Genomic DNA, 24,492 nt, shown 5'->3' on the forward strand with positions numbered 1-24,492 from the left:
CGACTCCATCGGACAGGAACGCGTTGAGAGATCTCAGGGAGCAGCGCGAGCCCGCCGCTCCGTCTGGTTTCGCCATGTGGACTGGACCAGCGCCCCCAGCATGCCCACCAGCAGCAGCACGAGGACGACAAACGCGACGCCCCACCCAAACACGTCGGCCACGAACCCCGTCACGACGCTGCCACTCGCCCCCAGCACCATGTAGACGGTCCGGACGAGCCCAAACCCGGCACTGCGCTCGTGGTCGTCGAGGTGGTCCATGAACTTCGGCATGAGGGCCGCCCCCCATCCCATCGAGAGGCCGGCACACACCACCGACACGATGGCCAGGCCCAGGCCCGTCCCCCCCACCAGGAGCCCGTACCCTACGATGCCGATCCCGATGGCGAGACTGGCGGCCGCGTCCCGCCCAATGCGGTCCGACAACGCCCCGAGGCCGGGCTGGGTGACGCCCTGCATCAGAAAGTACCCCGAGAAGAGCACCCCGGCGGTTGCCTCCGAGTAGCCGTGGTACGCCACGAAGAACGTCGGCAGGAACGACGCCGTGGCCTGCCACACGAACATCCCGACGGCCGAGAGAATTACCGTGCGGGCGATCGGCGGACGGCGAAGGAGCTCGGCCAGGGGCCCGATTTTGAATCGCCCCCACACCGACTCGTCGGGCCGCACCGGCGGCCGGGCCCGCACGACGTAGACCACGAGGCCCACGACCGGAGCGGCAAACACCGTCCCCAGGGCGACGGCCCAGCGCCAGCCCATCCACGCGCCAACGGCCCCGGCGGCCATCGGCGCCAACACCCCCGCCACCGGCGCCCCCGCCGTGTGAATGCCGATGGCCGTGCCGATCTGGTCGGTGGTGCGCGTCAGAAGCGACGTGGCCACGCTGTAGTGCAGCCCCGCCACGGTTCCCAGCACAGCCGTCCCCACCAGGAACATCGCGTAGGACGAGGCGAAGGCCAGAAGCGTGCTCGCGACCGCCGTGCCCCCCACCGCCACCAGAATGATGCTCCGCTCCCCGTAGCGGTCGGCCAGCAGCCCGCTCGGAAATTGCGAGAGGGCATACCCCAGCCACATGCCGGTCAGGGCCAGCCCAATCGCGCCGTTGGGGACGGCAAACGCGTCGCTGATGGAGGGGACGACCGGACTAATGACGAGTCGCGCGGCCATCGTTGCGAAAAAGGCCAGGGTGCACGTCCCGAGGACGGCCCCCTGGCGTGACCAGAGTGTCACAGGCGTAGGGCGGTTGGTGAAAGCGAACGAGAAGGAGGCCGCGTGCAGGCACGGGCCTGGACGGCCTAGATGCCGAAGAACTCCGCGACGCCGCCCAGTACCATTTTCGACGCGATCGCGGTGAGCACCATCCCCATGAGTCGCTCCGTGGCCACCAGCCCGCGGTCCCCAAGGAGGCGCGACAGGTTGGGGGCCAGAAGCAAGACGACGCCGGTGGCCGCCCACGCCCCGACGAGCGCAGCCAGCCACTCCAGCCAGCGCGTCGGGTCCTTGCTCATGATGAACAGCACCGACGCCAGGGCCGACGGGCCCGCCACGAGCGGCACGGCGAGCGGCACGAGGAGCGGGGCGTCACGTGCCTGCTCCGCATCCTCCGCGAACACGCCACCGGGCGACGGAAACACCATGCGGAGGGCAATCAGAAACAGGATGATGCCCCCCGCTACCGTCACGGACGACTCCGAGATGCCGATGGCCGCAAGCAGGTACTGCCCGCCGACCAGGAAGACCACCAAAAACCCCAGGGCGATCAGTAGCTCCCGGGCGATGACCCACCGCCGACGCTCCTGCTTCACTGGACGCAAGACCGAGAGGAACACCGGAACGTTGCCAAACGGGTCCATGACCAGGAAGAGCAGGAGGGCGGCCGAAAATATCGTCATCTATTCGTAGTGGTCGATTGGACCCCAAAGCACGGCGGTACGGTCGAGGAAAAGGGATTACGGCAATGTAACGCGCAGTGGCCCGTCTCTTATCTCTCCATAAGGTCGTAGGGGCGCCGCCACAATGCCGTTTCATGGAGTTTTTCGCTCGGACCGATCGACGTCATCGATCGTTTACCACAGGCCTTCGGAGAAACGTCTGCCCATGCCTTTTCCTCGGCCTCCCCGACTGCCTGCGCCATGGAACTTCGCCACCTCCGGTACTTCACAGCCCTCGCCGACGAACTGCATTTTGGCCGGGCCGCCGACGCTGTCTTCGTCGCCCAGTCCACCCTGAGCCAGCAGATTAAGGCGTTTGAGGAGGAGATCGGGGTCGCGCTCTTCGACCGGGCCTCGGGGGGCGTGGAGCTGACGGAGGCGGGCCACACCTTTCTCCCATACGCGAAGCGCATGCTCCGGGAGGCCCGGCGTGCGGAGTCCGTCGCGCGGGCGGCCCGGGACGGACTGGCGGGCCTGCTCACCATCACCTACGCGGCGAGCGCGATGCGGAGCGGGCTCCCCGCCATCATCAAGACCTTTCGGTCCAAGCGCCCCCACGGGGAGCTTGATCTGGTCGAGCAGACCACCCGCGAACAGGTGGACGCCCTGCGGGGGAAGGAGACGGACGTCGGGTTCCTGTTTCTGCCGATCAACGAGCGCGGCCTGCGGGTGCAGCCCCTCTTTACGGCCCCGATGGTGGTGGTACTCCCGACGGGCCATCGCCTCGCCGACCGAACGTCCGTCCCCCTCCGGGAGCTCGAAGGCGAGCCGCACGTGATCTGGGCGCGGAGCGGGGCGCCCCGCATCCACGACGCCTACGTGCGCGCCTGCCACGAGGCCGGGTTTACCCCGCAGATTCCGCAGGAGATTGAACGGGGCGAGAGCTTTCTCGGGCTCGTGGAGGCGGGGCTAGGGGTGTCCATCGCCCATGCCTCGAACGTGCAGATCCAACGTCCCGGCGTGGGGTACGCAAAGATCGTAGAGCCCACTGTGCCCCTTACCCTCGGCCTCGCGTACCGGCGCGACAACGACTCGCCGCTCCTCGACCGGTTTTTGGAGACGGTAGCGGACGAACAGGACGCGTTCACCCAGAACCCAATCTAACCAAAATGGGCTCGTGAATGCCGGCGGGAGCGCCTCGGGGCAGGACGCATTTTCACTTGAACGTGCCCGACAGCATCTCCCCAAGCCCCGCGCACAGGGCAAAACCGCGCGTCTCCACCGGGTCGGTCTGAGCCGGAGTCGGCCGGCGGACGAGGCCCCGGCCCTTCGTGCCTAAAACGGGAGATCGGTGTCCGGCTCGAAGCTCTCGTTTTGACGAAGCGTCTCCTCGTCCTTGATCATGGCGAGCACGTCCGGCACCTGTCCCACGGTCAACGCCCCGATCCCGGACACGCTCTTCACGTCGAGCACCCGATTCAGGTACCCCTCATCGCGCCCGCAGTACGTGGCAAACCCGAGGAGCTTCTCCCCGAGCGGCCCGTCCGGAATGGTGGTCTCGCCCACCCGCTGCTCGGACGGCTGTTGACGCACGCGGGTCAGAAGCACCTCCGCCGCCCGGTCAATCTCGGCCTGGGACGGCCCCTCGGACGACGCCGGCTCCGTGGATTGCGTGGGGGAGGAAGAGGGGCCCCGCGACGCATCCGCCTCCCGGGCGGTCGGCTCCTCCCGGCGGTTTGCCTCGGACGGGTCCGCGTCCGGTTGGACCGGCTCTCCCTCCGGGGTGATCTGCCACGCCTCCCCAGCGTCCCGGTCGTACACCTCGATGTTCTGATCGTACCCGACGTAAATGCCAAGCGGATTGGTGTCCGTCACCCCGAGGTCGAGCGTGTAGTTGTGATCGTCGTCGTACGCGCGGAGCCGCATCTTGTCGAACGTACCGCGCTCGCCCTCAAGGTCCTGATCGTAGATCACGACGACCTCCTCCGCCCCCGACGCCCGCCGAAGCCGATGCTCCGCGCGCTCAATTTCGCGGACAATCTCCTGGCAGTGCGCGAGCTCTTCGAGGGAGCCCTCGAACGAAAAGGAAAGATCCCCAATGGCAAAGTGGCCCGTCGGCATGGCGTGGAAACGCTGGTCAGGAACGTGCATGCCGGGCCCGGCACGCCCCTCAGTGTGGGCCCGGCACATGTGCGAGTTATGTCCAATAATCGAACGGATCGGCCCGGCTTCGGATCCCGCCTTGTGTTATATTTCCGCCAGCGCGCCGGATGGAATCCAGCCTCCAGTTCGGCCCCGAATCCGTACCCGCGTCCACGCCTCCCGCTCGGCTCCGGGGGTTACGAGCATCCCCGAGCGAAGGGTCGTGTCGGCGGGGGCCGTGTCGGTAGGAGCAGACCGGAGCGGCGCCTCTTCGTCCACCACGACGGCCCGGCGCTCCTGGGCCTGCATGTACGAGGTGGCCAGCGCGACGGCGACGAGCAGCACTCCCGCCCCAATCAGCCCCGTCATCGCTGGCCCCTGCCACGCGCCTCCCCGACGCGGGCCGTCCCAGACTGTCGCCCCGAGCCCTCCAGCACACATGGCAAGCATCCCGATGCCAAACAGGAGCAGGGGCGACCATCCCACCACGAGGGCCACGAGGCCGCCGGCCGCCCCCCCGCGCCGCGGAAGCTCGGCACGCCGACGGACGTACTCCAGGTTGTGCTGCAGGCGCGGGTCTCCAGGCTGGAGGCGACGCCCCCGTTCGTAGGCCCAGACCGCCGGTCCCGTACGGTCGAGGCGCACGTAGGCATTGCCGAGATTGTGGTAGAGCGCTGCACTCTCGTGGCCGGCGTCGAGCACGGCCCGGTACGCCTCCACGGCGGTGTCGTACCGGCCCCGGTCGTAGGCCTCATTGGCCGCCTCAAATTGTTGGGCGACGGACGATGGCTGCCCGCAAGCCGGGGCGGCGACGATCAGTCCGAATCCACCGAGAACGGCCGCAAGAAGGCGCATGAGAGGGACGGGGCAACAGAGGGAGGGCTACGGGCGTGGGGGCGTGGGGGCCGACCGCGGAAGGGCCGTGTCGAGTCGCCGAAGCACGGCGTGGGCGTTGGCCAACACGTCTTCGGGCGCCGAAGAGCCGGCACGGGGCGCGTACTGGGCCTCGTCGCAGCGGTCGAGCACGTCGTAGAGGGCGCCCTGGAGATCCGGCGAAACGTCGTGGCGGGGCAGCTCGCGGTCGAGCACCGTCCGGGGCACGTCGTTGGGGCCGTCGCGCCCCAGCCGTTCCGCCAGGAAGGCGCGGAGCGCACGCGCCACCGCATTGTAGAAGGCCGCGTCGTCCCCTGCTCGCAGGTGGCGACGGGCCGCCTGAAGGCGGTTCGTTTCTTCATTGGGGGCGGGCGTTTTCTCGACGGCGGCCGTTTCGTCCGGCGACGGCGCACCACCGGACCGCCAGCGCCGATAGGCGACGCCGGCCGCGACGACCAGGGCCGGCGCCAGAAGGGCGAGGTATGCCCAGGGATTTCGGTAGAGGGGACGCCGGTCCGTTCGTGCCCACTGCGCCTCGGTCGCGGCCATCGGCGCCGCCACGTCCCCCACCGGCAGGCCGTTTCCCGTCCGGCCCACCGCCCGCGGGGCCGCCTCCCCCGTGACCCGCAGCGTCGGGGGCTGGGCGCGGCGCGTCCTGTACCGCCCCGCGTCCGGATCGAAGTAGGAGAACGTGACGGCCGGGAGGTCGTAGCGCCCGCCGGACTGGGGCACGAGCGTGTAGGTAAATGTTTTGGTGCCGTGGATGCGGGACGCGTTGCGCTCGATGTTCGTCTCGACGGTTGGGTCATACACCTCCATGTCCGCGGGCGCCCCTACGGACGGTGGGGCGAGCGTTGCCAAATTGCCCGTGCCGTCCACCTCTACCGTCAGGGTGACCGGCTCCCCCACCGACGTGCTGTCCGTATCGGTCCCGGCCGTCATCGAAAACCGCCCCACAGCTCCGTTGAAGGCGGGCGGCGCCCCCGACGGCAGGGCCCGTGCCTCCAGCGAGAGGCCCTCGGAGGCGAGCTGCACGGGCTCGAAGCGCCCCCGGAGGGACGGCCCGCGGTCGCGCAAGCGCATCGTCCCCTGGGCCTCCGTCTCGATGCGCAGGGGATCGACCTGCAGGGTGCCCGGCCGCGTGGGAAACAGGGCCGCCCGCTTTAGGACCACGGTCTCGTACGCCCGTCCATGGGCCCGCCGCCGTTGGGGGGTGGGGCGGGCGGCCACGTTGAGCTCCTCGCGCCAGAAGCCCGGCGCGTCCCACGATCCGGCCAGGCGGCTGTGGCGGAGCCGGATGCCGGGACGATAGAACAAACTGTACTCGACGATCACCTGCTCATTCTGGTACACCTGACCGTCGGTTGCCCGCGCACGGATGAAAAGGTCCCGAGCGTTCAGGGACTTGTCCCTAGACGCGCCGTCGGGGCGCGTTAGCGTCGGGGCGTCGGGCTTGCCCGTCCGCGGGGACACCCGAACGCGGATGGGATCGGTGCTGTACGTCTCCCCCTGCACCACCACGGTGAGGGGCCGGATGCGTGCGGCCCCCTGCTGCCGTGGGCGAAGCCGCCACGAAAAGACGACGCGTTGACGAAGCCGCCCGCCCCTCGACGCCCGAATCTGCTTCATCCGGGGCGTGCGCTGCTGGGGCTCCAGGTTGGTCGTCGAGGGCGGATCCGGCGTCTGCACGACGGTGGCGGGGGCCCCCTCGACCCGCACCGTCAACTGGACCGTTTCGCCCACCCGCACGTCGGTGGGGGTGGCCTCGGCCGTGACCCGTACCGGTCCGCTGGACTGGGCCCGACTCATCCCGACACACACTCCCCCCAACACAACCACGAAAACCGCGAGTCGGACAAGCATGGACTGTGCGGGCCACATGGGCGGTGTGCCGCTGATAAAGAAAACCGTTCCGGCCCGGGTCGCCACCTTTCCTCCGGCAATGGGCCGTGCCGTCTGCGCCGTTACCAGTCTTTCTCGACCCGACGGGGCGCCTCCGATTCGCCCTGCACCTCACGCAGCAGCTTCTGCTCCTGATTTTCGAGGGCCTGGAGGAGCCGGGCCGCCTGCGCCTGACTCAGGCGGCGGGCCGACCGGCGGGCGCCAGGTCGATCGCCCCCCTGCCGCCCCTGTGCCTTCGCGCCGGACGGTCCCGTCGACGATGGGTCCGGCGTCCCGGATGGGGACGCCTCCGAGCGGGACGGGGCGTCGGATTGCGACTGGGATCCCTCCCCCGAGGCGCCGGACTGCTCCTGCGATCCTTCGTTTCCCCTTGAGGGGTCGCGCTGGGTCTGCGACTGCTGCCCTTGGGGGGACGGTCGCCCTCCCCCGCGCCGCTTCTCGTGCTGCTCCAGTGTTTTCCGAAGGGCCCGCAGCCGGGGGTCCGACGGGGCGATTTCCAACCCCCGCTCTACCGCCCGCCGGGCCGCCTCCGTATCGCCGGCCACGTACCGCTGTGCGGCATCGTGGAACAGGGCGTCGGCGGAGGATTGGCCCACGGCCGGCGTGCCTCCCCCCCCGACCAGCAGGCCCACAACGAGTCCAATCCAGTACAGGCGCATCACGGGTCCGAGCGGGCAATCTGAGCAATTTCTTCGATGCGGGTGACGAAGTCGCGGTACGCGCGAACCGTCGAGTCCTTCTGCATCCCGTCCCGCAGCAGGGCCGCGGCGGTGGTGTACTGGGTCCGCGCCACCAGGGCGTCCGCTCGTGCCTTCAGCTTTTGGGCGAAGGGCGAGGGCTCGAGGGTTGGCGGAGTGCCCCCGGCGCCCCCTCCTGCCTGCCGCTTCAGATACTCGTAGTTGAACCGGGCGGCCTCGTGCGTGGGGTCGAGGAGGAGCACCGTCCGGTAGCGGTCGAGGGCGTCGGTTCGGTCGTTCATCTCGGCCGCAACGGTGGCGGCGTTGAAAAGCACCCGGACGCGCTCCGCCTTCGTCGTGGCGGCCCGACGGGCCATCCGGAGCGCGGCCCGGGCGGCCCCGAGGCGCTCCTGGCGATGAAGGGCCAGCCCCAGGTTGTTCTGGAGGCCCGTGTACACGGAGCCGGTCGTGTCGTCGAGGGCATCCAGGCCCGCCCGGTAGGTCTCCGCCGCGGCGACGTACCGTCCCCGGTCGAAGAGGGCGTTGCCGTCCCGGCCCTGCCCCGCTCCGCTGTCGCCGAGGAGGCCAAAGAAGAGCAAAATGAGTGCCGCTCGGGCGAGCATGCGCTCGGGATTCAATTACGAATGCGATGGCAGGACGACAGTTGTACGTGCGGTCTCGTCCGTCGATTCCGACGCGACTACCCGCCCTCCTGGGCGCCGCCGCCCCAGGCCTCGGGCCGTACGCCCCCGGCGTGACGGCGCCCCGTCGGGAGGACGCTTGCGGCGAGCAGGAGCAGCAGGGCCGCCGCCAGGGGCCACTGGTACATCTCCTCGTAGTCGGCAAACCGCTCGGCGTCGTACGTCGTGGCCCCGACCTGCCGGAGCGCCGCCGGCACGTCCGAGAGGGCACTGGCGGCCGCCCCGACGCGGAAGTACGCCCCCGACCGGGCCAGGCGCGTTAGGGGGGCCTCGCGCAGACGGCTCCGCACGACCTCGCCCTGGCGGTTCCGCTTGTAGTCGACACGCCGCCCGTTTTCGTAAATCGGAATCCGGGCGCCGTCTTCGGTCCCCACGCCGGCGGTCAGGAGCGTCACCCCGGCCGCCTCCGCGCGCTGCCGGGCGGCGTCGAGGTCGCCGGCGTGGTCCTCTCCGTCCGAGACGATGAGAAGCGCCCGGGGGCGCGGCTCTTCGGGGGCCGCCGTCGTGTCGTCCGTCGGACGGGGCGCGCCGAAGGCCCGGAGGCCCGCGTCGACGGCCGCGCTCACGTCGGTGCCCGGCGTCGAGACCTGGTCGGGGGCCGCCGCGTCGAGGAAAAGGCGGAAGGCGCCGTAGTCGGTCGTAAGGGGCGACTGCACGAACCCGGTTCCGGCGAAGAGGACGAGCCCCACCCGGTCGCCCGACAGATCGTCCACCAGCGAGCGGATCTCGTTCTTCGCCCGCCGGAGGCGGCTCGGGGGCACATCCTGGGCCCGCATCGACGCCGAAACGTCCAGCGCCACGACGAGGTCGAGCCCCCGCCGCTCCACCGTGCGCACCTCCGTCCCCCCCCGCGGCCCCATCAGGGCCACGGCGCCGAGAAGAAGCGCCCCCACCACGAGGCCCGCCTCCCACTTTCGACGGCGCGGGCGACGGGTCGTCGCGAGCCGCCGCACAGCCCCTGGGGGCCCAAACTGCTCCCGGGCCGCCCGGCGCCGACGCGCCGCCCACCCGTAGAGCCCCAGGGCCACCGGGCCAAGGAGGAGCGTCCACACGTATGCGGGGTGGAGCCAATCCATGTCTGGGCTGTGATTGCAGGGGTGCGCACGGGCTTTCGGGGGTCCCGCGGATCCCTCGCTGCGTGCTACGGGAAGCGCCGGAACAGGGTGGCGGAGAGGCCGACCTCCAGGAGGGCGAGCCCCAGGGCCGGCAGCAAGAACCACGAATACCGCTCCGTCCGGTCCGTGTAGACGCGCTCGTCGACCGGCGTGGCCTCCATGGTGTCGATCTCGGCGTAGATGCGCTCCAGGGCGTCCCGGTTCGTCGCGGAAAAGTACTGCCCCCCGGTGGACGTGGAGACGGACCGAAGCATCTCCGCGTCCACGCCGGCCGACTCGTCCCGCTGGCCCTGCGGCAGGGGCTCCTCCCAGGCGTCCCTGTCTTCCGACGACCCGACCCCAATCGCGTAGACCCGCACGCCCATCGTCCGGGCCACCTCGGCCGCCGTGCGGGGATCAATTTGGCCCCGGTTGTTGCGGCCGTCGGTAAGCAGAATGGCCACCTTGCTCTCCGCCTCGCTGTCCTTCAGCCGGTTGACGGCCGTCGCCAGGGCCGTCCCCACGGCGGTGCCGTCCTCGACCGCCCCAACCTCCACGTCCTCGAGCATGCGCTGAAGGAACGAATAGTCGAGCGTGAGGGGGGCCTGCGTGTACGCCTCGGCGGCAAAAACGATGAGGCCCACCCGGTCGGACACACGCCCCTCCACGAACGCCCCCGCCGCCGTGCGCGCAGCCTCGAAGCGGGTCGGCTGGAAGTCCTCCGCCTGCATCGACGTGGAGGCGTCGAGGACCATCATGATGTCGATGCCCTCGGCCGTCCGGGTCCGCGTGGTCTCTTCGGTCTGGGGGCGGGCCAGGGCCAGGACGCCGAGCGCGAGCGCCCCCATGCGGAGGGCGGCGGGCAGCCATCGCAGGCGCACAGTCCACGCGATCGGGGCCTTCCGCACCGGCCCCACGTCACTGTACCGGAGGCCCGTCGTCCGCCGTCGGCGCCACCACGTCCAGGCCCCCACCGCCGGCACGGCGAGGAGCAGCCACAACAGTTGGGGATTGACGAAACTCACGGTGGAGTGGATCGCGCAGACCCAGCGGATTCAGCACAAAGGGGAGAGCAAAGGGCACGCCACGAGCAGGTATTACGGCCTCTGGCGAGCGGCCACGGCGTCGACGAGAGCGGGCAGCACGTCCCCGGCGGGGCCCCGGATCGTCTCGTGGACGTCGTCGGTGACGCCGGTCGTGTCCGGGTTGACCTCGGCCACGTAGGCGCCCTGCTCCCGCGCCGCGACGGGCAGGCGCGCCGCCGGGTACACGACGGCGCTCGTCCCCACGCTCAAGAACACGTCGGCCTGCTCGGTGGTCGCGTCCGCCTGTTCCATCGCGTCGGGCGGCAGCATCTCCCCGAACCAGACCACGTCGGGGCGGACGAGCCCATTACAGTCTGGACACCGGGCCGGCTCGCCGTCCTGGATGGCAGCGTCGACGGCCGCCGCCCCAACCGTCTGCTCACAGTCCATGCAGTAGTGGTCCGTAATGTTGCCGTGCAGCTCGATGACGGTACTGGTCGCGGCGCGGTTGTGCAGGTCGTCAACGTTTTGGGTCACGACGGCCATCGACGGCACGTGCGCCTCCAGGTCCGCCAGGGCGTGGTGGCCCGCGTTGGGCGCGGCGTCCTCCACCACCTCGCGCCGGTGCCGGTACCAGCCCTGTACCAGCTCGGGGTTGTCGAGGAACGCCTCCACGTTCGCAAGCTCCTGCGGGTCGAACTCCTCCCAGAGCCCACCGGGGTCGCGGAAGGTGGGAATGCCGCTCTCGGCACTGATGCCCGCCCCCGTCAGCACGGCCACGTGGCCGGCCTCGGCGAGTCGGTCGACGAGCGTATCACTGAAGTCGGGCATGGGCGACGAAAGGGGGGATGCGGAGAAGCAGCTCGAGGGCCCCCCCACGCACAAAGCGTAGGGGCCGGCCAGAAATACCGGACCGGGCTTTCACGCAGAAGAGGGCGTGTCGTCCGTTGCCTGCGCGTCGTGCCGGCGCCGGGTGGCTTCGAGGGCGTCGAGCACGGCCTGCGCCTCCTCGAGCACGGACCGGCTCTCCGCCGGGGAGGGCTGGGCGTCGGCGAACTTGACGAGGTCGGCCTGCTCCAGCACAGCCTGGAGGCGCCGGATGGTCTCCTCGTGCATCGTGGGCCGGCGGCGGAGCGCCGCCACCACCTCGGCGGTCGTTTGCTCCAGGGCCCGGACGCCGACGCGCCGCACCAAGTAGACGCGCAGGGCCTCGGTGAGGTCCACGTAGAAGGCCTTGGCGGCCTCCGGCCCGGACGGGTGGCGCCGTTCCAAACGCCCGAGCCGCGCCGACGCCGCCTCGTATGCGGACGCCGCCTCGGGAGCGTCGGCTTCATCCGCGTCGCGGCCTCGCCAGCGCCACCACCCGTAGGCGCCCCCGCCGAGCGCGGCCGCGGTGAGGAGGGCGAGCAGCCCCCATGCCCAGGCCGGACGCGGAAAGGGTATGAGCGCGGCCGGGGTACGCAGCGCCTTCGCATCGGGCCCCACGACCGACACGACCGGCACCGTCCGGGGCGGGGTTCCCACGACCGTCGTGTCGCCCCCCGACGCGAGGCGAACGGGCAGGACGGGCACGCGGGCCGAGTCGAGGGCGAAGGTGGTCACCTCGTAGGCCACGCTGTCGACCCGACGGGCGGTCGACGAGCGGCGCGTCCGGACGGCCCCCCGCCGGACCGCGTGTAGGTCCCCGAAGACGGCCGACCCGGCGTCCACGCTCGGAAACGTCGCGTCGCGGCCTGCGGCGCGCGTGACCACCAGGGTGAGCGTGAATCGCTCGCCGACCTTTACACTGTCGGCCGACACCCGAGCCTCGACGCGGGGCCCCGACTGGGCCCTTGCAGGGGGCCCGCCCGCGTGCAGCAGGCCCAGGACCACGAGAAGAGGGCCACCGATCCACGTCCACCCTCGCATCCGTCGCTGCATACGTCCCGAGTCGATCAACGGACGGGCGCGCCTCGTCGCTAGCCCCGCCGGGCACGCCGCCGAAAGAATGCAATGAGTGGCTCCAGGTCGTCGCCATCGGTGCGGACGATGACGTGCCCGACCCCGGCCCGCCGGAGAGTCTCGCGGGTGCGCTCCCGACGCGCCTGCGCCGCGGCCTCGATGGCCGCCCGGGCCGCCGGATCGCGGAGGTCCACCGTCACGGTCTCTCCGCTCTCGGCGTCGGTCAAACCAACCAGCCCCACCGGGGGCAGTTCCTCTTCGCGGGGGTCTTGAAGCTCAATGCCGATGGTGTCGTGGCGCCGCCCCGCCGCCCGCAGCATCGAGTCGTAGCCGGCGTCGAAAAAGTCGCTCACCAGCACGAGGATCGACCGGCGCTGCAGGATGCAGAGCACGCGCCGGAGCGCCCCACCGATGTCTGTGCCCATCGAGGAGGGCTCGGCCGTAAACAGCTCGCGGATGCACCGCAGCACGTGCCGCCGCCCCGACCCCGGCCGCACGAATCGCTCCGTCTCGTCGGAAAACAGCAGCAGCCCCACTGTGTCGTTGTTCTGGACGGCACTGAAGGCGATCACCGCACAGATTTCCGCGGCCACCTCGCGCTTCAGTTTGCCCTGCGACCCAAAATTCCCCGACCCCGACACGTCGACGCACAGCATCACCGTCTGCTCCCGCTCCTCCTCGTACACCTTCACGTAGGTGTCGTCCATCCGGGCCGACACGTTCCAGTCGATGTTGCGGATGTCATCCCCTACCTGGTAGGGCCGCACCTCCGCAAACTCGATTCCGCGCCCCTTGAAGGCCGACTGGTACTCGCCCCGAAAGACGCTCTCGACCCGACCACGGGTGCGGACCTCCAGCCGGCGGATCTTTTCGAAGAGCTCGTCGGGAATCATGGCGAGGCGCACGCTGGGGAGACGCGGCCGCCGGGACGAGGAGGCCGCACGCGAGAGGCTGTCGGCATCACTTCGTTGTAGTCCCTCGCGGCGCAAATCGTTCGCCGCGGCCGCCGCCCGCCGGGCCAAACGCCTCCCGTGGACGCGGTCGGCCCGGGCGCCCCCCGGTGCTACGGCTCGTCGCCAGGGGACGAGCCGGCGTCCGCCTCCGAGGCCGCCCGGGGAAGCCGCAGACGAACACACGTGCCGGCGTCTTCCTCCGTATCGACCTCAATGTCCCCGTTCATTTTCTCGATGACCTGCTTGGTGACCGCAAGCCCGAGCCCGGTGCCCTCGTACTCTCGGTTGAGGCCCTCCGAGGCCTGCCGAAACGGCTCGAAGACGTGCTCGACGGTGTCCGCGTCCATCCCAATGCCGGTGTCCTCCACCTCGACCACGGCGGCGTCCTCCGCCCGGTAGGACCGGACGCGGACGCGTCCGCCTTCCTCCGTGTACTTGATGGCGTTGCTGATCAGGTTCCGGAGGGCAATCTGCATTCCGCCCCGATCCGCCCGCGCAACAACCGGATGGGGAGTCGTTTCCACCTCGCAGTGGACCCCGGCCTCCTCGGCCTGCGGATGGAGCTCGTCGACGAGCCCTGTCGCCAGTTCATCCAGCGGGGTCCGTTCCGCGGAAAGGTCCATATGGCCCGCCTCCAGCCTCGACAGGTTCAGGACGCCGTCCAGTGTGCCGAGGAGGCGACGCCCGTTCTTTCCGATGAGATGGGCAAACCGGCTCAGGGTGGACGGATTGGCGTCCGCGGGCCTGGCCGCAAAGAGATCAGCCTCTTCTTCGATCGTCTCGGAGAACCCAATGATCGACGTGAGGGGGGTGCGGATCTCGTGGCTCATGTTCGCCAGCATGGTCGACTTGAGCCGACTGGCCTCTTCGGCCGCCTCTTTTGCGTCTCGAAGGGCGGCCTCGCGACGGAGCCGGTCGAGGACGAGCGCGGCGTACCCGCCCAGCAGCTCCAGAAGGTGAAGGTTGAACTGGCGGTACGTCGTTTCGTCGGCCTTCCCCACCACGATGGCGCCGTGTCCGCCAATCGGAACGGAGGCGGCCGAGCGGAGATCGCCGTAGTCGATGGAGTTTGCCAGGGATTGAATGGATTCACTGACGACGGCCTCGCCGGACCGAAGGGCCTGCCCGGCCACCATGTTCTTCTGTGGGGGACGCGCCTCGGGCATTGGCAGCGACAGCCCCGACGCGGCCTCCGTGCGCTCCGGAACGATCAACCCGTCCTCCAAAAACCCGGTATGGGCGAACGGGTAGTCGAAGACCTCTTTCAGCACCCCGTGGATCCGGTCGGAGACTTCCTCCTGGGAGCCGGCCCGCAGCAGCTGCTTGGTCGCCCCGTACAGGGCCTCAATCTTTTCCCGTCGCGCGCGGAGGTCCCGCTCTCGCTCTTTGCGCTCGGTGATGTCCAGCCCGCCCCCCACCACTTTTCTCACCGTCCCGTCCGGGTCCGTGATCGGCACGTGGATGCGGAGGTAGTGCCGGGGGCCCTCGTCCGTCTCGATGGTCTCCCGGAGGCGGTTGATCGATTTGGTCTCGACCACCTCCCGAATCGATTCGTCACGCCGCCGGCCCAGCGCCACGTCCAGATCGTGCCGGCGGCAGTACCCCTCGTTGGTGAGCCCAATCAACTGCTCCCGCACCGCCGGGTCCCCGACGGCCCGTTCGTTGACGTACTGGAACCGTGCCTCCGTGTCGAAGACGGCCATCTCCATCGGCAGCTGCTCAATCATTTGCCGCTGCTGATCTCGGGACCGGCGCAGTTCGTCTCGCTGTGTCTTGAGGCTATTGCGCATCGACACCCCCCACCAGTGGGCCACCGCTTCGAAGAGGGCCACGTCGGCCATCCCACTGCCCAAGACGAGCGGGCTCGTCTCGCGAGCGGGCGCCGCCCACACCCCTACGCCGAGCAGGACGAAGCCCGTCGCCAGAAACGACAGGACCGGGGCCATCGAATCGGCGCCGAGAATCACAATCCCTCCGAAGAGGGCGTAGACGAACAGGACGCTTAGCGAATACTCCCCGCTGAACTGGTTTAGTGCGGCAAGCGTGACGGTCCAGGCCATCACCAGGTACAACACCCCCCAGGACGCCTCCACGTACCGGCGGCGGACCGACGCGGAGACGAGGGACGCGGAACAGAGGAGCAGCAGTCCCCCTGCGAGGACGAGCCGGAACCACAGGGGGTCGTACTGACTCGGGGCCGCGGCTCGATGAGCCGCCCCGTGAACGAGGAGCAGAACCGGCCCGAGCAGAGACAGCAGGCGGTACACCTGCACCTGCGACCTGTGCCGCCGCGAGAAGAACGCATCTTCGGGCCGGAGGAGCTGGTAGAGCCGACGAGCCAGAGCGTACATAAGGAGTCAGGGCGCGCAGAACGAACGGCGGCCATATTCGCCGCGGAACTGCAGATGTCCCGCCGCTGTGGATCGAGGGACGGCTGTCGTGTCCGGGCAAATCGGCCGGAAGTGTGGTGTGCAGGACAAAACAGTGCAAATTCTCTTCCAAAAGATTCCAGCCTGGGGCCCGGGAAGCCCGGTCCGGGATTTTCGCGATCAGGCGGCGTCCACGCCCGGGGCAATTTCAACATGGTTGGTCGGGCCTGCCGACCCATTCCGTTCCGCAGGCCGATTCGATTGCCCCGATCGGACGCGTGCGTCCGTCCTCCGTCGGGAACGTTCGCCCGCCCCCTGAATGCAACGTCATTCCCTCTTTCGGCCGCTCGTCCACCAACTCCTCTTTTCCCATGGAGCCGATTGAAGACCTCGACGTCCTTGCCGAAGACGAGGTGCGCCAGCGCGAGGCCGACGGGGAGGTCGACGAGGACCTCGATCGCGTCAAACACGGCTACGACGCCACCGCCGGCGACAAGCAGGTCTACATCGAGACCTACGGCTGCCAGATGAACGTGAACGACTCCGGGATCGTGGCCTCGGTGCTGGAGGAGAGCGGCTACGGCCTCACGCGGGACCAGGCGGCGGCGGACGTCGTCCTGCTGAACACGTGTGCCATCCGCGAAAACGCCGAGCGGAAGATTCGGGCGCGCCTCAGCATGTTGCGCTCGGAGAAGGAAAAGCGGGACGGGGAGCTCATGCTGGGCGTCCTCGGCTGCATGGCCGAGCGCCTCCGCGAGAAGCTGCTGGAGCAGGAGGACCTGGTGGACGTGGTGGTGGGCCCCGATGCCTACCGCGACCTGCCGCAGCTGCTCTACGAGGCGGACGCCACCGGCCAGGCCGCCGTCAACGTGGAGCTGTCGAAGCAGGAGACGTACGAGGACATCCAGCCGGTGCGCTACGACTCGAACGGCGTGAGCGCCTACGTCTCCATCATGCGCGGCTGCGACAACATGTGCACCTTTTGCGTGGTGCCCTTCACGCGGGGCCGCGAGGAGAGCCGCCCGGTCACGACCATCCTCTCGGAGGTGGCCCGGCTGGCCGAAGAGGGCTACAAAGAGGTGACCCTTCTCGGCCAAAACGTCAACTCGTACCGCTACACCGACGCGGACGGCACGTCCGTCTCCTTTGCCGAGCTCGTGGACCGCGTCAGCCGCGTCTCGCCGGAGCTGCGGGTCCGCTACTCCACGAGCCACCCGAAGGACTGCACCGACGCCCTCCTGCAGGTGCACCGCGACCGGCCCAACGTCTGCAACTACATCCACCTGCCGGTGCAGCACGGCAACACCGAGGTGCTCGACCGCATGCGCCGCACCTACACGCGGGAGGAGTACCTGGCGCTCACCGAACGGGCGAAGGAGCTGTGCCCGGGCGTCTCCCTCTCCACCGACCTGATCGCCGGCTTCTGCGGGGAGACGGAGGCGCAGCACGAGGACACCCTCTCGCTGATGGAAGAGGTGCGCTACGACCACGCCTACATGTTCAAGTACAGCGAGCGGCCCCAGACCTACGCCGCCCGCAAGTACGAGGACGACGTGCCGGAGGACACGAAGCAGCGGCGCCTGGAGGAGATCATCGAGCTGCAGAACCAGCACGCGAAGAAAAGCAACGAGGCGGAGGTTGGGCGCGTCCACACTGTGCTCGTCGAGGGCCCCAGCAAGAAAAGCGACGCGCAGTTCTTCGGCCGCACGGATACGAACAAGGGGGTCGTCTTTGACCGCGAGGACTACGAGCAGGGCGACTACGTGCGGGTTCGCATCGACGAATGCACCTCCAGTACGCTTCTGGGCACTGCGATTGAAAAGACAACCCTGAAGGAGGCGGCGCGGACCGACTCGATTACGACCGAGCCCGCCCTCGCCTAGCATCTTGGATTTCCTCCTCACTTCTTCCCTCACCATTGGGGACTACACCAGTGTCAACCGCCACTGCCCCCACAACCCATCGCTGGACGCGCGAGGAGTACCACGACCTTGCCGACGCAGGATTTTTGGGCGAGGACGATCCCGTCGAACTAATCGAAGGGGCGATCATCCGAATGAGTCCGCAAAACACGCCGCACGCCGTCGCCATCCGCCTTGTGCGCCGTGTTTTACAACGGATATTCCCGGGTGACAAGTATCTAGTCGACGAGCAACTGCCCCTGGCCCTCGGCCCTCACTCTGAGCCAGAGCCCGATGTGTCTGTGGTTGAAGGGCAGCCCCGCGACTTCCTTGACGACCATCCGTCGTCGGCCGTCCTTGTCGTTGAGGTGGCCGACGCCTCGCTCCAGTTCGACCGCACGCGGAAACGCCCCCTCTACGCCCGGCACGACCTCCCGGAATACTGGATTGTCAATCTCGTGGATCGACAACTGGAGGTCCACTGGGGACCCACGGGCGAGTCGTACACCGAAACCACGGTCCACACGGCTGATGAGACCGTGTCCCTGCGCAATCAGTCAGTGGCCGTGTCGGACCTGCTGCCGTAGCCGGGGGCACACTTTCTTGTACTCCACAGGTCACCGATTCCCCGACGCCATCTGCGTCGCCTCGGGCAGCCCGCATGGGCGCAGTATGCTCCAGAGCCCGCCCCCTCCGATTCTACGCCGCCGTCAACTGCGGCCCCACAGCGACCCCGAGAACCCGAGGTCCATCGCGAGGAGGGTCGCGATCTACACGCCCCCGGCAACGTAAGCAGCGTGGTGGGTAGCGTTCTCATCATGCCGGATCCGCCGTTCCTCAGAACCCGTCTCGCATCGTCTCCTCCATGGACAATCCCTTCGGCCCGTACTCCTGGGGCGAATTTTTCCCGATGGTGTGGCGGCGCTTTACCGGCCCGTCGCCCCGCCCGCCGTCCCTCGACACGGCCCTCCGTTGTCGGGACGGCCCCGCGGACTACACGATGGGCTTCGTGGGCGACATCTGCCCCCTGTTCGGCCGCGAAGCCCACTTTGGGGACGGCGTGCGGGCGTTCCTGGGCGGCTGTGACGTCGTGGTGGGCAACTTTGAAGGCATCTTCTCGGAGCGCGCCTGGCGGCCGTTCCTCATGAAGCACAGGCCGGACATCTTCCCGGCGCTGGCCGAACTCCGTCCCCTCGATCGATGGGTCGTCTCCATCGCCAACAACCACGCCACCGACTACGGCCCGGACGCCCTCCGGCGCACCCTCCAAATTCTAGACGAGCGCGGCCTGCGCTGGGTCGGCACCACCGACCGCCCCCGCCTCCAGATCGCAGACGGCATTACCGTGACGGCCTGGACCTGGTGGCTCAACCGCGGGGGCGACGGGGTGGCCCGCACCGCCCCCGGGGCGCCGGACGCACCGGGCCTCCACATCGCCCTGCCGCACTGGGGCTACGAGCACGAGCGCACACCGCGTTCCGAGCAGACGCCGCCCGCGGGCTACGCGCTCACCACCGGCCACCACACCCATCTCCCCCAGCCGTTCGAGCCGCGGGACAACGGCCAGCTCGTTGCCTACTCGTTGGGCAATTTCGTGACGGGCAAGCAACTGCCCGTCCTCGGCGAGGGAGCGATGCTCAAGGTCGACCTTGCCCGGAAAGACGGCCCCCCCGAAGTTGTGCGCGCCGAGTTCCGCGAGATCACCCTCGACCGCGACCGCGACCAGTGCCACGTTGCCCTCCGCCACTCCGCCCCCCCAACACCTACCCAGGTCGCTTTCGACAACGATTCTTGACTCCCCCTTCCTCTTCCCCCTCCCTCCTGCCCTTCACCCACCCCCCGCACTCCCACGCCCGGACGCCGCCCTGTCATTCCTCCCACTGGTCCTTACCTTGGGCCGTCGTGCACGCACTTCCTGCAACCCGATCTCCACACCATGCTCCTCTACGAAGTCAACCTGACCGTCGACGGCGACACCGCCCCGCGCTACAGCTCGTGGCTACGCGAGCACATCCGGGACATGCTCGAGCTCGACGGGTTCGAGGCGGCCGTCTGGTACGCCACCAGCGACGACGGCAACACCGCACCGGCCCCCGACGAGCCGACCGGCGAGCGGGCCTGGACCGTGCAGTATCAGGTGCGCGACCGCGACGCCCTGCAGGCCTACTTCGACGAGCACGCCGATGAACTGCGGGAGGCCGGGCCCGAACACGGCGACCACGTGGCCGCCGACCGCCGCGTCCTCGAACAGAAGCGTCTTTTTCAGGGGTGACGGGTGCCCCCACGGCGGACCGGTCGACCGTGGGGGCGGGGGTCCCCGGCTCGGCGAGACGAGCATGCAAGGTCCTGACGCCTCACGCACGGACAGCCCCTCAGCGGAGGTCCTGGAGCTTGGGTTTAAACTGGCCCGGCACCTGTCGATAACTAGGTGCAAAGGAGCTTCTTTTCCGTCCGGTGCCCCCGGATGCTGGTGCCGTCCGCGCTGGTGCCGGCGGCCGCCCCGGACGGGCCCACAGGCTCTTGCTCGCCTCGTCGGCTCATCAACTCCGCACCCGTCCGTGCAGAAACAGGGCCTCACGCTCACGTTTCCGACCCTTCCGTCCACCATCTCGAAGGTGGAAGAATTTATCGCCTCCGGACAGACGGACCCCGCCCCGCTCATCGACATCGTGGAGCACGACCCGTCCGTCTCCCTCAACGTCCTTCGGCGCGTCAATTCTCCGTACCACGGCCTCCAGCGAGAAGTCGAAAGCATTGACCGCGCCGTCCGCCTTCTCGGGTTCGTCGAGGTCTCCTCGATCGTCATGATTGAGGGGGTGGAGGAGCTCCGGGAGGACTTCGACGCCCACTCCGCCCTGCTCCGCCAAATCGCCCACTCGGCCGTCTTTACCGGTCGGTTTGCGCAGGGGCTTACGAAGGCCCTCGACGTGGAGGAGGACTGGACCCGGCTGGCCTTCTCGGCCGGCTTCATCCACGCGATGGGGCGCCTCGTCCTGCTCCACGTCCAGCCGGACCGGTACGCGACGCTGGCCGAGGCGGGCACAATGCCCCTCCCCGACACCGAGGCCGAGGCCCATGCCTTCGGTGAAAACTACCGCACCCTGGCCCCGCAGGCGGCCGACCATTGGGAGCTGCCGGAGCGGGTCTGCTCGGTGCTTCAGATCGCCGCCAACCCGGCAGACGAGCCGGAGTCGCCCAGCAAGATGCTCGGGGTCTCCATCCGGAACGGTGGCGACCTGGCCCGTCGGGACCTCGATGAAAACTTCGCCGCATCGTTGGACGCCCCTGAGGGCTCTGAGAACTCTGAGGACTCTCCTGTGTCGAGGATCGACGACCTCATGATGACGGTCGCCCAGGACGCGTCGACCTACGCATCGGAGGTGGGCCACTTCTGACCGGCCTCGGGCCCCGCGGGCCGTCCCGGTTCTCGCCCCACGACGAAGCATCATTTGCCGCCCAGGGGCAGCTCTCGCTGTTCTCGTTTGGCACCGGGCCCCTCGCTCCACGAAGGGGCGAGCGCATCGTCCTGGAACCGTCGTCGTCCGGCTCGTCCCGTCCGCAAGCCGGGCCGCCCGCCGGACCGCACGAGGGAGCGCCCTCTCCGTCGCCTAATTCGGCCCCGGCCCCTCACCTGCACTCGTGTCCCGCTCAACCACGTGCCGACCGGGCGGGGCCACACACCGATGGGCAACTGGGACTGCCCGCAAGCCCGCACTGGTATGTCTCTGCCCCCCTGCACTCGGGACGTGCCGTCAGTGGGCGTGCTCTTCGAACTTCGACTGCAGGGTGAGCTGAATTTTTCCGAGGAGCTGCGAGATGCGGGCGGCGCTCAGGTCAAGCACCTCGCCGATCTCTTGGAGGGTCAGGTCTTCCGTGTAGTACAGGCCCAGGATCGTCTGCTGGCGCTCCGGAAGCGTCTGGATCAGGTCTTCGAGGTGCTTCTGCGTAGACGCCTGTTCGAACTGCTCGAACCCTTCGGTCCCGTCGTCGCTCGGGAGCACATCGAGCATCGTGTGGTCGTCGTCCTCGCTGGGCCGCGAGAGGGAGAGGGAGAAGCGGCACTGCGCGTCCCGGAGAAGGTCGTGGTACGCCTCCACGGCCATCCCCATGTAGTCGGCCACGTCCTCGTCCGACGGCTCCTCCCCCAGCATCTGTCGGAGCGACGAGAGCGCCTCCTGCACCGCGCCCATCTTCTTGCGCTTTTCCCGCGAGAGCACGTCGATTGAGCGGAGGTAGTCGATGATGTTGCCCCGGATGCGCCGGTACGCATGCGTCGCAAACTGGGCCTGCTCCGGATCGTAGTTGTCGAGGGCTTCGAGCAGCCCGACGATCCCGACGCTCTCCAGGTCCTCGTGCGCGGCAAGCAGGTGGTCGGGCACGCTGATCTTGCCGATGATGGAGCGTACGAGGGGGAGCGCCGCCATCACGACGGCCTCTCGGTTCGACGGGGTCGGGTCGTCGAGGTACTGCTCGACGAGGGGCTGCAGGTCACGGGACATGGCACTACGGCGTTAGGACGTCGCAACGAGTCGCGGGGATTTAGGCGGCCTGGGCTTCCCGAACGTTTTCGGACGGCTCAGGCTCCGACTCCGCAGACGCCCCCTCGTCCGAGGCGTCCTCCTCCGCAATTGTCTCGAAGGGCATCCCGTGTTGGACGATGCTGCGGGCCGCCGCGTAGCCGACTGCCAGGATGAGGTAGGTTGCCACCCCGCCCCCCGCCGCGGTGACGACGGTGTGCTCCAGGGGCGCCCCGCCCCACATCTGCGCCAGAAAGATGCCGGTCCCGAACAGCACGCTCACGTCGGCGATGATTGTGTGGTAGGACAGGGACACGGAGGCAGTGTCGGAAGACGGCATGGTACAGGGCGCGATTGTGAGGCGTAGTGAGACGTGCAGGGCACAGTTCATGAGAGGGCGGGCGAGAGGGCGTACTGCCCCCGGGCGGTCGTGTCGGCCAGATCGGCGAAGGCGTCCCGGGCGGGCCCCTCGCTCCGCACCACCGGCGTCTGGTCCGACACCGAGCGGCGCACGGCGTGCGAGAACGGAATCCAGCCGAGGGTCTTCGGGGCCTGCCCCAGAAAGCGGGTCGTGACCGCCTTGAACCGTTCCCCGATGCTGCGGGCGTCGTCCTCGTCCTCGGCAAAATTGACGACGAGGCCCAGCGGGTAATCGGGGTCGGCGTTCCACAGCTGCTTGGCGAGCCGGTAGGCATCGGCCACGGCGGTGGGCTCGCCCACGACCACGAGCACCCCCAGGTCGGCCCGATCCAGGGCCCACTGCACGGGCCCGTCGGTTCCGGCCGACGCGTCGACGAGCACGTACTCGTGCGTTTCGCGGAGGCGCCCGAGCAGGGTATCGAGCGCGGCGTACAGGGCGTCACGCGCGTCCGGGGCTTCGGGGGGCGGGCGGTGGGCGGCCTGCACCAGGGTCACTCCCCCCTCCGTCTCGTGCGGCACCGCACGCAGCGCGGCGTCCTCCTGCACGGCGCCCAACACCGTCGTGGCGGGGGCCTCGTTGAGGAGCACCGCCGCGTCGCTCTGGCCCAGGTCCGCGTCGAGGAGGGCCACACGGTGTCCCTCCCGCGCGAGCATCTCGGCGAGGTTGGCCGTCACGACGCTCTTCCCGACGCCGCCCTTGCCGCTGGCAAATGTGAGAACGTTGGAGGTTACTTCCATCGGTCGAAAGTCAGGCAGGAGGAAGCAAGACGGCTAGAGGTCCATGACGTCTTCCACGAACCACCGCAGGGAGAAGGCCCGGGCCCCGTCCGGCACCTCGGGCCCCTCCGAGATAATCTGTACGGGCAGGTCGACGTGGATCAGCCACTCCGCCACCTGTCCCCAGTCGTGCACCTCGTCCAGGTGGGTGACGGCCGCCGCCGTGGGGCGGAGGGGCAGCCGGGCGAACGTCGCCTCGTCGATCCCCCCGAGCGCCCGGGTGGCATCGACCACGAAGTGGACGGCGGGCCGCGGCAGGGGCCGCAGGAGGCGCCGGTACCGCCGCAGCACCGGGCGGGCCTCCGACAGGGGCATGGGGAGCGGCGGCGTGTCGATGAGCACCTGCTCGAAGTCGCCGACGCACCGGAGCGCCTTCGCCATGTCCTCCTTCGTGCGGACGCTCCGCACCGGGAGGCCGAAGCGCCGGTACAGGGCGGTCGGATTCTGATAGGACGCGTTGCGTCCCGCCTCCGGGCACAGGTGAAGCACGGCGGTGTCCTGCCGGGCGAGCATGCGGTCGTGGACCGCGAGCTTGAGGGCGAGCGACGTCTTCCCGGCGCCGCTGGGCCCCACCAGGGCGATCACGCCCGTGTCGTCGGTCAGGGGGTCGGTCTGGATGCGGCGACACACCACCTGTGCGAGGGCCCAGTGCAGCTCGTCCCGGGGGCTCTCCCTCGGGTCCACGCCCCGCTCCGTCAGGTCGCCAAAGAGGGCGGTCGCGGTCTTGGGCCGGAGGCCGTCCTCCAGCAGGCGCCCGTAGAGCGGGTGGGCGGCCCACTCGTCGGTCTCCGCTCCGGCGGGGCGGGCGGTCCGGTCGTGCCCGTCCCCGCCCCGGGCTCGGAGCTCCGCCAGGCGCGACTCGACCCAGGCCTCGTGGTCGCCGGTCGTCGCGGCCCCGTCGCCCTCCGCATCCGAGGCCGGAAACACCCGTCCCCGCCCCGGGCCCTGCCCCGACGCGTTCGCCCCCGGCCGGGATTGGGCCTCCAGCTCCGACTGGAAGCGCGACGCCCGCCCCGCCCCGGGCGGCCCCGCTGCCTCGTCCTCCTCGTGCCCGAGGGCGGCCCCGTCATTCTCGCCCCCGCGGCCCGGGGCGGGCGACGTGCTCGGGGCCGACGCAGGCGCCTCCGACGGCTTCGGCACGTGGCCCCAGGACGGCTCGCCCTGCGTGGCGGCCGGCTGGGCCGACTCGTCCACCATCACGGTGACCTGCGCGGGCCCCTCGTCGGTGGGCGGCTCCGACTCGACCAGCACAACCTGGTCGCCCAGCTTGTGCCGCGCCTTTTCGAGGGCCGCCTGAATGCTCGAATCGGTAAAGGTCTTGACGTCCAT

The 24,492-nt window shown here is 69.3% G+C and carries 23 protein-coding genes; 6 read left to right on the forward strand and 17 right to left on the reverse strand.

The genetic code is table 11. From position 1 onward, the window contains the following. Positions 1-33: 33 nt before the first annotated feature. Together OJA40_RS06460 and OJA40_RS06465 are read right to left on the reverse strand one after the other, a co-directional pair. Positions 34-1,230, reverse strand: a complete 1,197-nt coding sequence (locus tag OJA40_RS06460) for an MFS transporter (protein ID WP_208427209.1) — start codon at positions 1,228-1,230, stop codon at positions 34-36. Between the two features lie 65 nt (positions 1,231-1,295). Next, positions 1,296-1,892: a MarC family protein gene (locus OJA40_RS06465; protein ID WP_208427210.1), complete on the reverse strand. Its 597-nt coding sequence runs from the start codon at positions 1,890-1,892 to the stop codon at positions 1,296-1,298. 240 nt (positions 1,893-2,132) lie between these two features. Between OJA40_RS06465 and OJA40_RS06470 the strand changes: the two genes are divergently transcribed. Then, positions 2,133-3,035, forward strand: coding sequence for a LysR family transcriptional regulator (locus OJA40_RS06470; protein ID WP_263810148.1), 903 nt, complete (start codon positions 2,133-2,135; stop codon positions 3,033-3,035). Between the two features lie 171 nt (positions 3,036-3,206). Here OJA40_RS06470 and OJA40_RS06475 read toward each other — a convergent pair whose 3' ends face one another. The 11 genes from OJA40_RS06475 to OJA40_RS06525 form a co-directional block, all read right to left on the reverse strand. After that, entirely contained in the window at positions 3,207-3,992 is a 786-nt protein-coding gene (locus tag OJA40_RS06475) for a hypothetical protein (protein ID WP_263810149.1), read from the reverse strand. A gap of 126 nt (positions 3,993-4,118) precedes the next feature. Further along, positions 4,119-4,868 carry an SH3 domain-containing protein gene (locus OJA40_RS06480; RefSeq protein ID WP_208427212.1) on the reverse strand — a complete coding sequence of 250 codons (750 nt, stop codon included), beginning with the start codon at positions 4,866-4,868 and terminating at the stop codon, positions 4,119-4,121. A gap of 27 nt (positions 4,869-4,895) precedes the next feature. Beyond that, a complete protein-coding gene (locus OJA40_RS06485) occupies positions 4,896-6,749 on the reverse strand; it encodes a BatD family protein (RefSeq protein WP_263810150.1) in 1,854 nt (617 codons plus the stop codon). Positions 6,750-6,850: 101 nt separating this feature from the next. After that, complete coding sequence (locus tag OJA40_RS06490) at positions 6,851-7,447, reverse strand: hypothetical protein (RefSeq protein ID WP_263793101.1); 597 nt, start codon at positions 7,445-7,447, stop codon at positions 6,851-6,853. Then, a complete protein-coding gene (locus tag OJA40_RS06495) occupies positions 7,447-8,088 on the reverse strand; it encodes a hypothetical protein (RefSeq protein ID WP_208427215.1) in 642 nt (213 codons plus the stop codon). Before OJA40_RS06495 ends, OJA40_RS06490 begins: the two co-directional genes overlap by 1 nt. Before the next feature lie 77 nt (positions 8,089-8,165). Next, positions 8,166-9,242: a VWA domain-containing protein gene (locus tag OJA40_RS06500; protein ID WP_263810151.1), complete on the reverse strand. Its 1,077-nt coding sequence runs from the start codon at positions 9,240-9,242 to the stop codon at positions 8,166-8,168. Positions 9,243-9,307: 65 nt separating this feature from the next. Further along, complete coding sequence (locus OJA40_RS06505) at positions 9,308-10,285, reverse strand: vWA domain-containing protein (protein WP_208427279.1); 978 nt, start codon at positions 10,283-10,285, stop codon at positions 9,308-9,310. A gap of 72 nt (positions 10,286-10,357) precedes the next feature. Continuing rightward, positions 10,358-11,116 carry an SIR2 family NAD-dependent protein deacylase gene (locus tag OJA40_RS06510; RefSeq protein ID WP_208427278.1) on the reverse strand — a complete coding sequence of 253 codons (759 nt, stop codon included), beginning with the start codon at positions 11,114-11,116 and terminating at the stop codon, positions 10,358-10,360. A 90-nt stretch (positions 11,117-11,206) separates the two neighbouring features. Further along, on the reverse strand, positions 11,207-12,205 hold the full coding sequence (locus OJA40_RS06515; RefSeq protein ID WP_208427277.1) for a hypothetical protein: 999 nt from the start codon (positions 12,203-12,205) through the stop codon (positions 11,207-11,209). A 38-nt stretch (positions 12,206-12,243) separates the two neighbouring features. Then, positions 12,244-13,119: a DUF58 domain-containing protein gene (locus OJA40_RS06520; RefSeq protein ID WP_263810152.1), complete on the reverse strand. Its 876-nt coding sequence runs from the start codon at positions 13,117-13,119 to the stop codon at positions 12,244-12,246. Positions 13,120-13,289: 170 nt separating this feature from the next. Beyond that, complete coding sequence (locus OJA40_RS06525) at positions 13,290-15,530, reverse strand: PAS domain-containing sensor histidine kinase (protein ID WP_263810153.1); 2,241 nt, start codon at positions 15,528-15,530, stop codon at positions 13,290-13,292. 389 nt (positions 15,531-15,919) lie between these two features. Here OJA40_RS06525 and miaB point away from each other — a divergent pair, with 389 nt between their 5' ends. From miaB to OJA40_RS06550, 5 genes are all read left to right on the forward strand, one after another. Beyond that, positions 15,920-17,431: a tRNA (N6-isopentenyl adenosine(37)-C2)-methylthiotransferase MiaB gene (gene miaB, locus OJA40_RS06530; protein WP_263809583.1), complete on the forward strand. Its 1,512-nt coding sequence runs from the start codon at positions 15,920-15,922 to the stop codon at positions 17,429-17,431. Between the two features lie 50 nt (positions 17,432-17,481). Beyond that, positions 17,482-18,036, forward strand: a complete 555-nt coding sequence (locus tag OJA40_RS06535; RefSeq protein WP_208427276.1) for a Uma2 family endonuclease — start codon at positions 17,482-17,484, stop codon at positions 18,034-18,036. Positions 18,037-18,314: 278 nt separating this feature from the next. Further along, on the forward strand, positions 18,315-19,244 hold the full coding sequence (locus tag OJA40_RS06540) for a CapA family protein (protein ID WP_263810154.1): 930 nt from the start codon (positions 18,315-18,317) through the stop codon (positions 19,242-19,244). A gap of 141 nt (positions 19,245-19,385) precedes the next feature. Further along, the gene (locus OJA40_RS06545) at positions 19,386-19,721 is read left to right on the forward strand and encodes a DUF4286 family protein (RefSeq protein ID WP_208427605.1); all 336 of its coding nucleotides are present in this window, start codon (positions 19,386-19,388) and stop codon (positions 19,719-19,721) included. 286 nt (positions 19,722-20,007) lie between these two features. After that, positions 20,008-20,844, forward strand: a complete 837-nt coding sequence (locus OJA40_RS06550) for an HDOD domain-containing protein (RefSeq protein ID WP_263810155.1) — start codon at positions 20,008-20,010, stop codon at positions 20,842-20,844. Between the two features lie 357 nt (positions 20,845-21,201). Here the strand turns inward: OJA40_RS06550 and OJA40_RS06555 are convergent, their stop codons facing one another. From OJA40_RS06555 to OJA40_RS06570, 4 genes are read right to left on the reverse strand one after another with little or no spacing between them, the layout of a single operon-like run. Beyond that, on the reverse strand, positions 21,202-21,948 hold the full coding sequence (locus tag OJA40_RS06555) for a sigma-70 family RNA polymerase sigma factor (protein WP_208427606.1): 747 nt from the start codon (positions 21,946-21,948) through the stop codon (positions 21,202-21,204). Between the two features lie 40 nt (positions 21,949-21,988). Continuing rightward, entirely contained in the window at positions 21,989-22,306 is a 318-nt protein-coding gene (locus tag OJA40_RS06560) for a hypothetical protein (RefSeq protein ID WP_208427607.1), read from the reverse strand. 47 nt (positions 22,307-22,353) lie between these two features. Continuing rightward, on the reverse strand, positions 22,354-23,124 hold the full coding sequence (locus tag OJA40_RS06565) for a nucleotide-binding protein (protein ID WP_263810156.1): 771 nt from the start codon (positions 23,122-23,124) through the stop codon (positions 22,354-22,356). A gap of 33 nt (positions 23,125-23,157) precedes the next feature. Next, a complete protein-coding gene (locus OJA40_RS06570; RefSeq protein WP_263810157.1) occupies positions 23,158-24,492 on the reverse strand; it encodes a flagellar biosynthesis protein FlhF in 1,335 nt (444 codons plus the stop codon).

Source organism: Salinibacter pepae, from assembly GCF_947077775.1.
Lineage (GTDB): Bacteria > Bacteroidota > Rhodothermia > Rhodothermales > Salinibacteraceae > Salinibacter > Salinibacter pepae.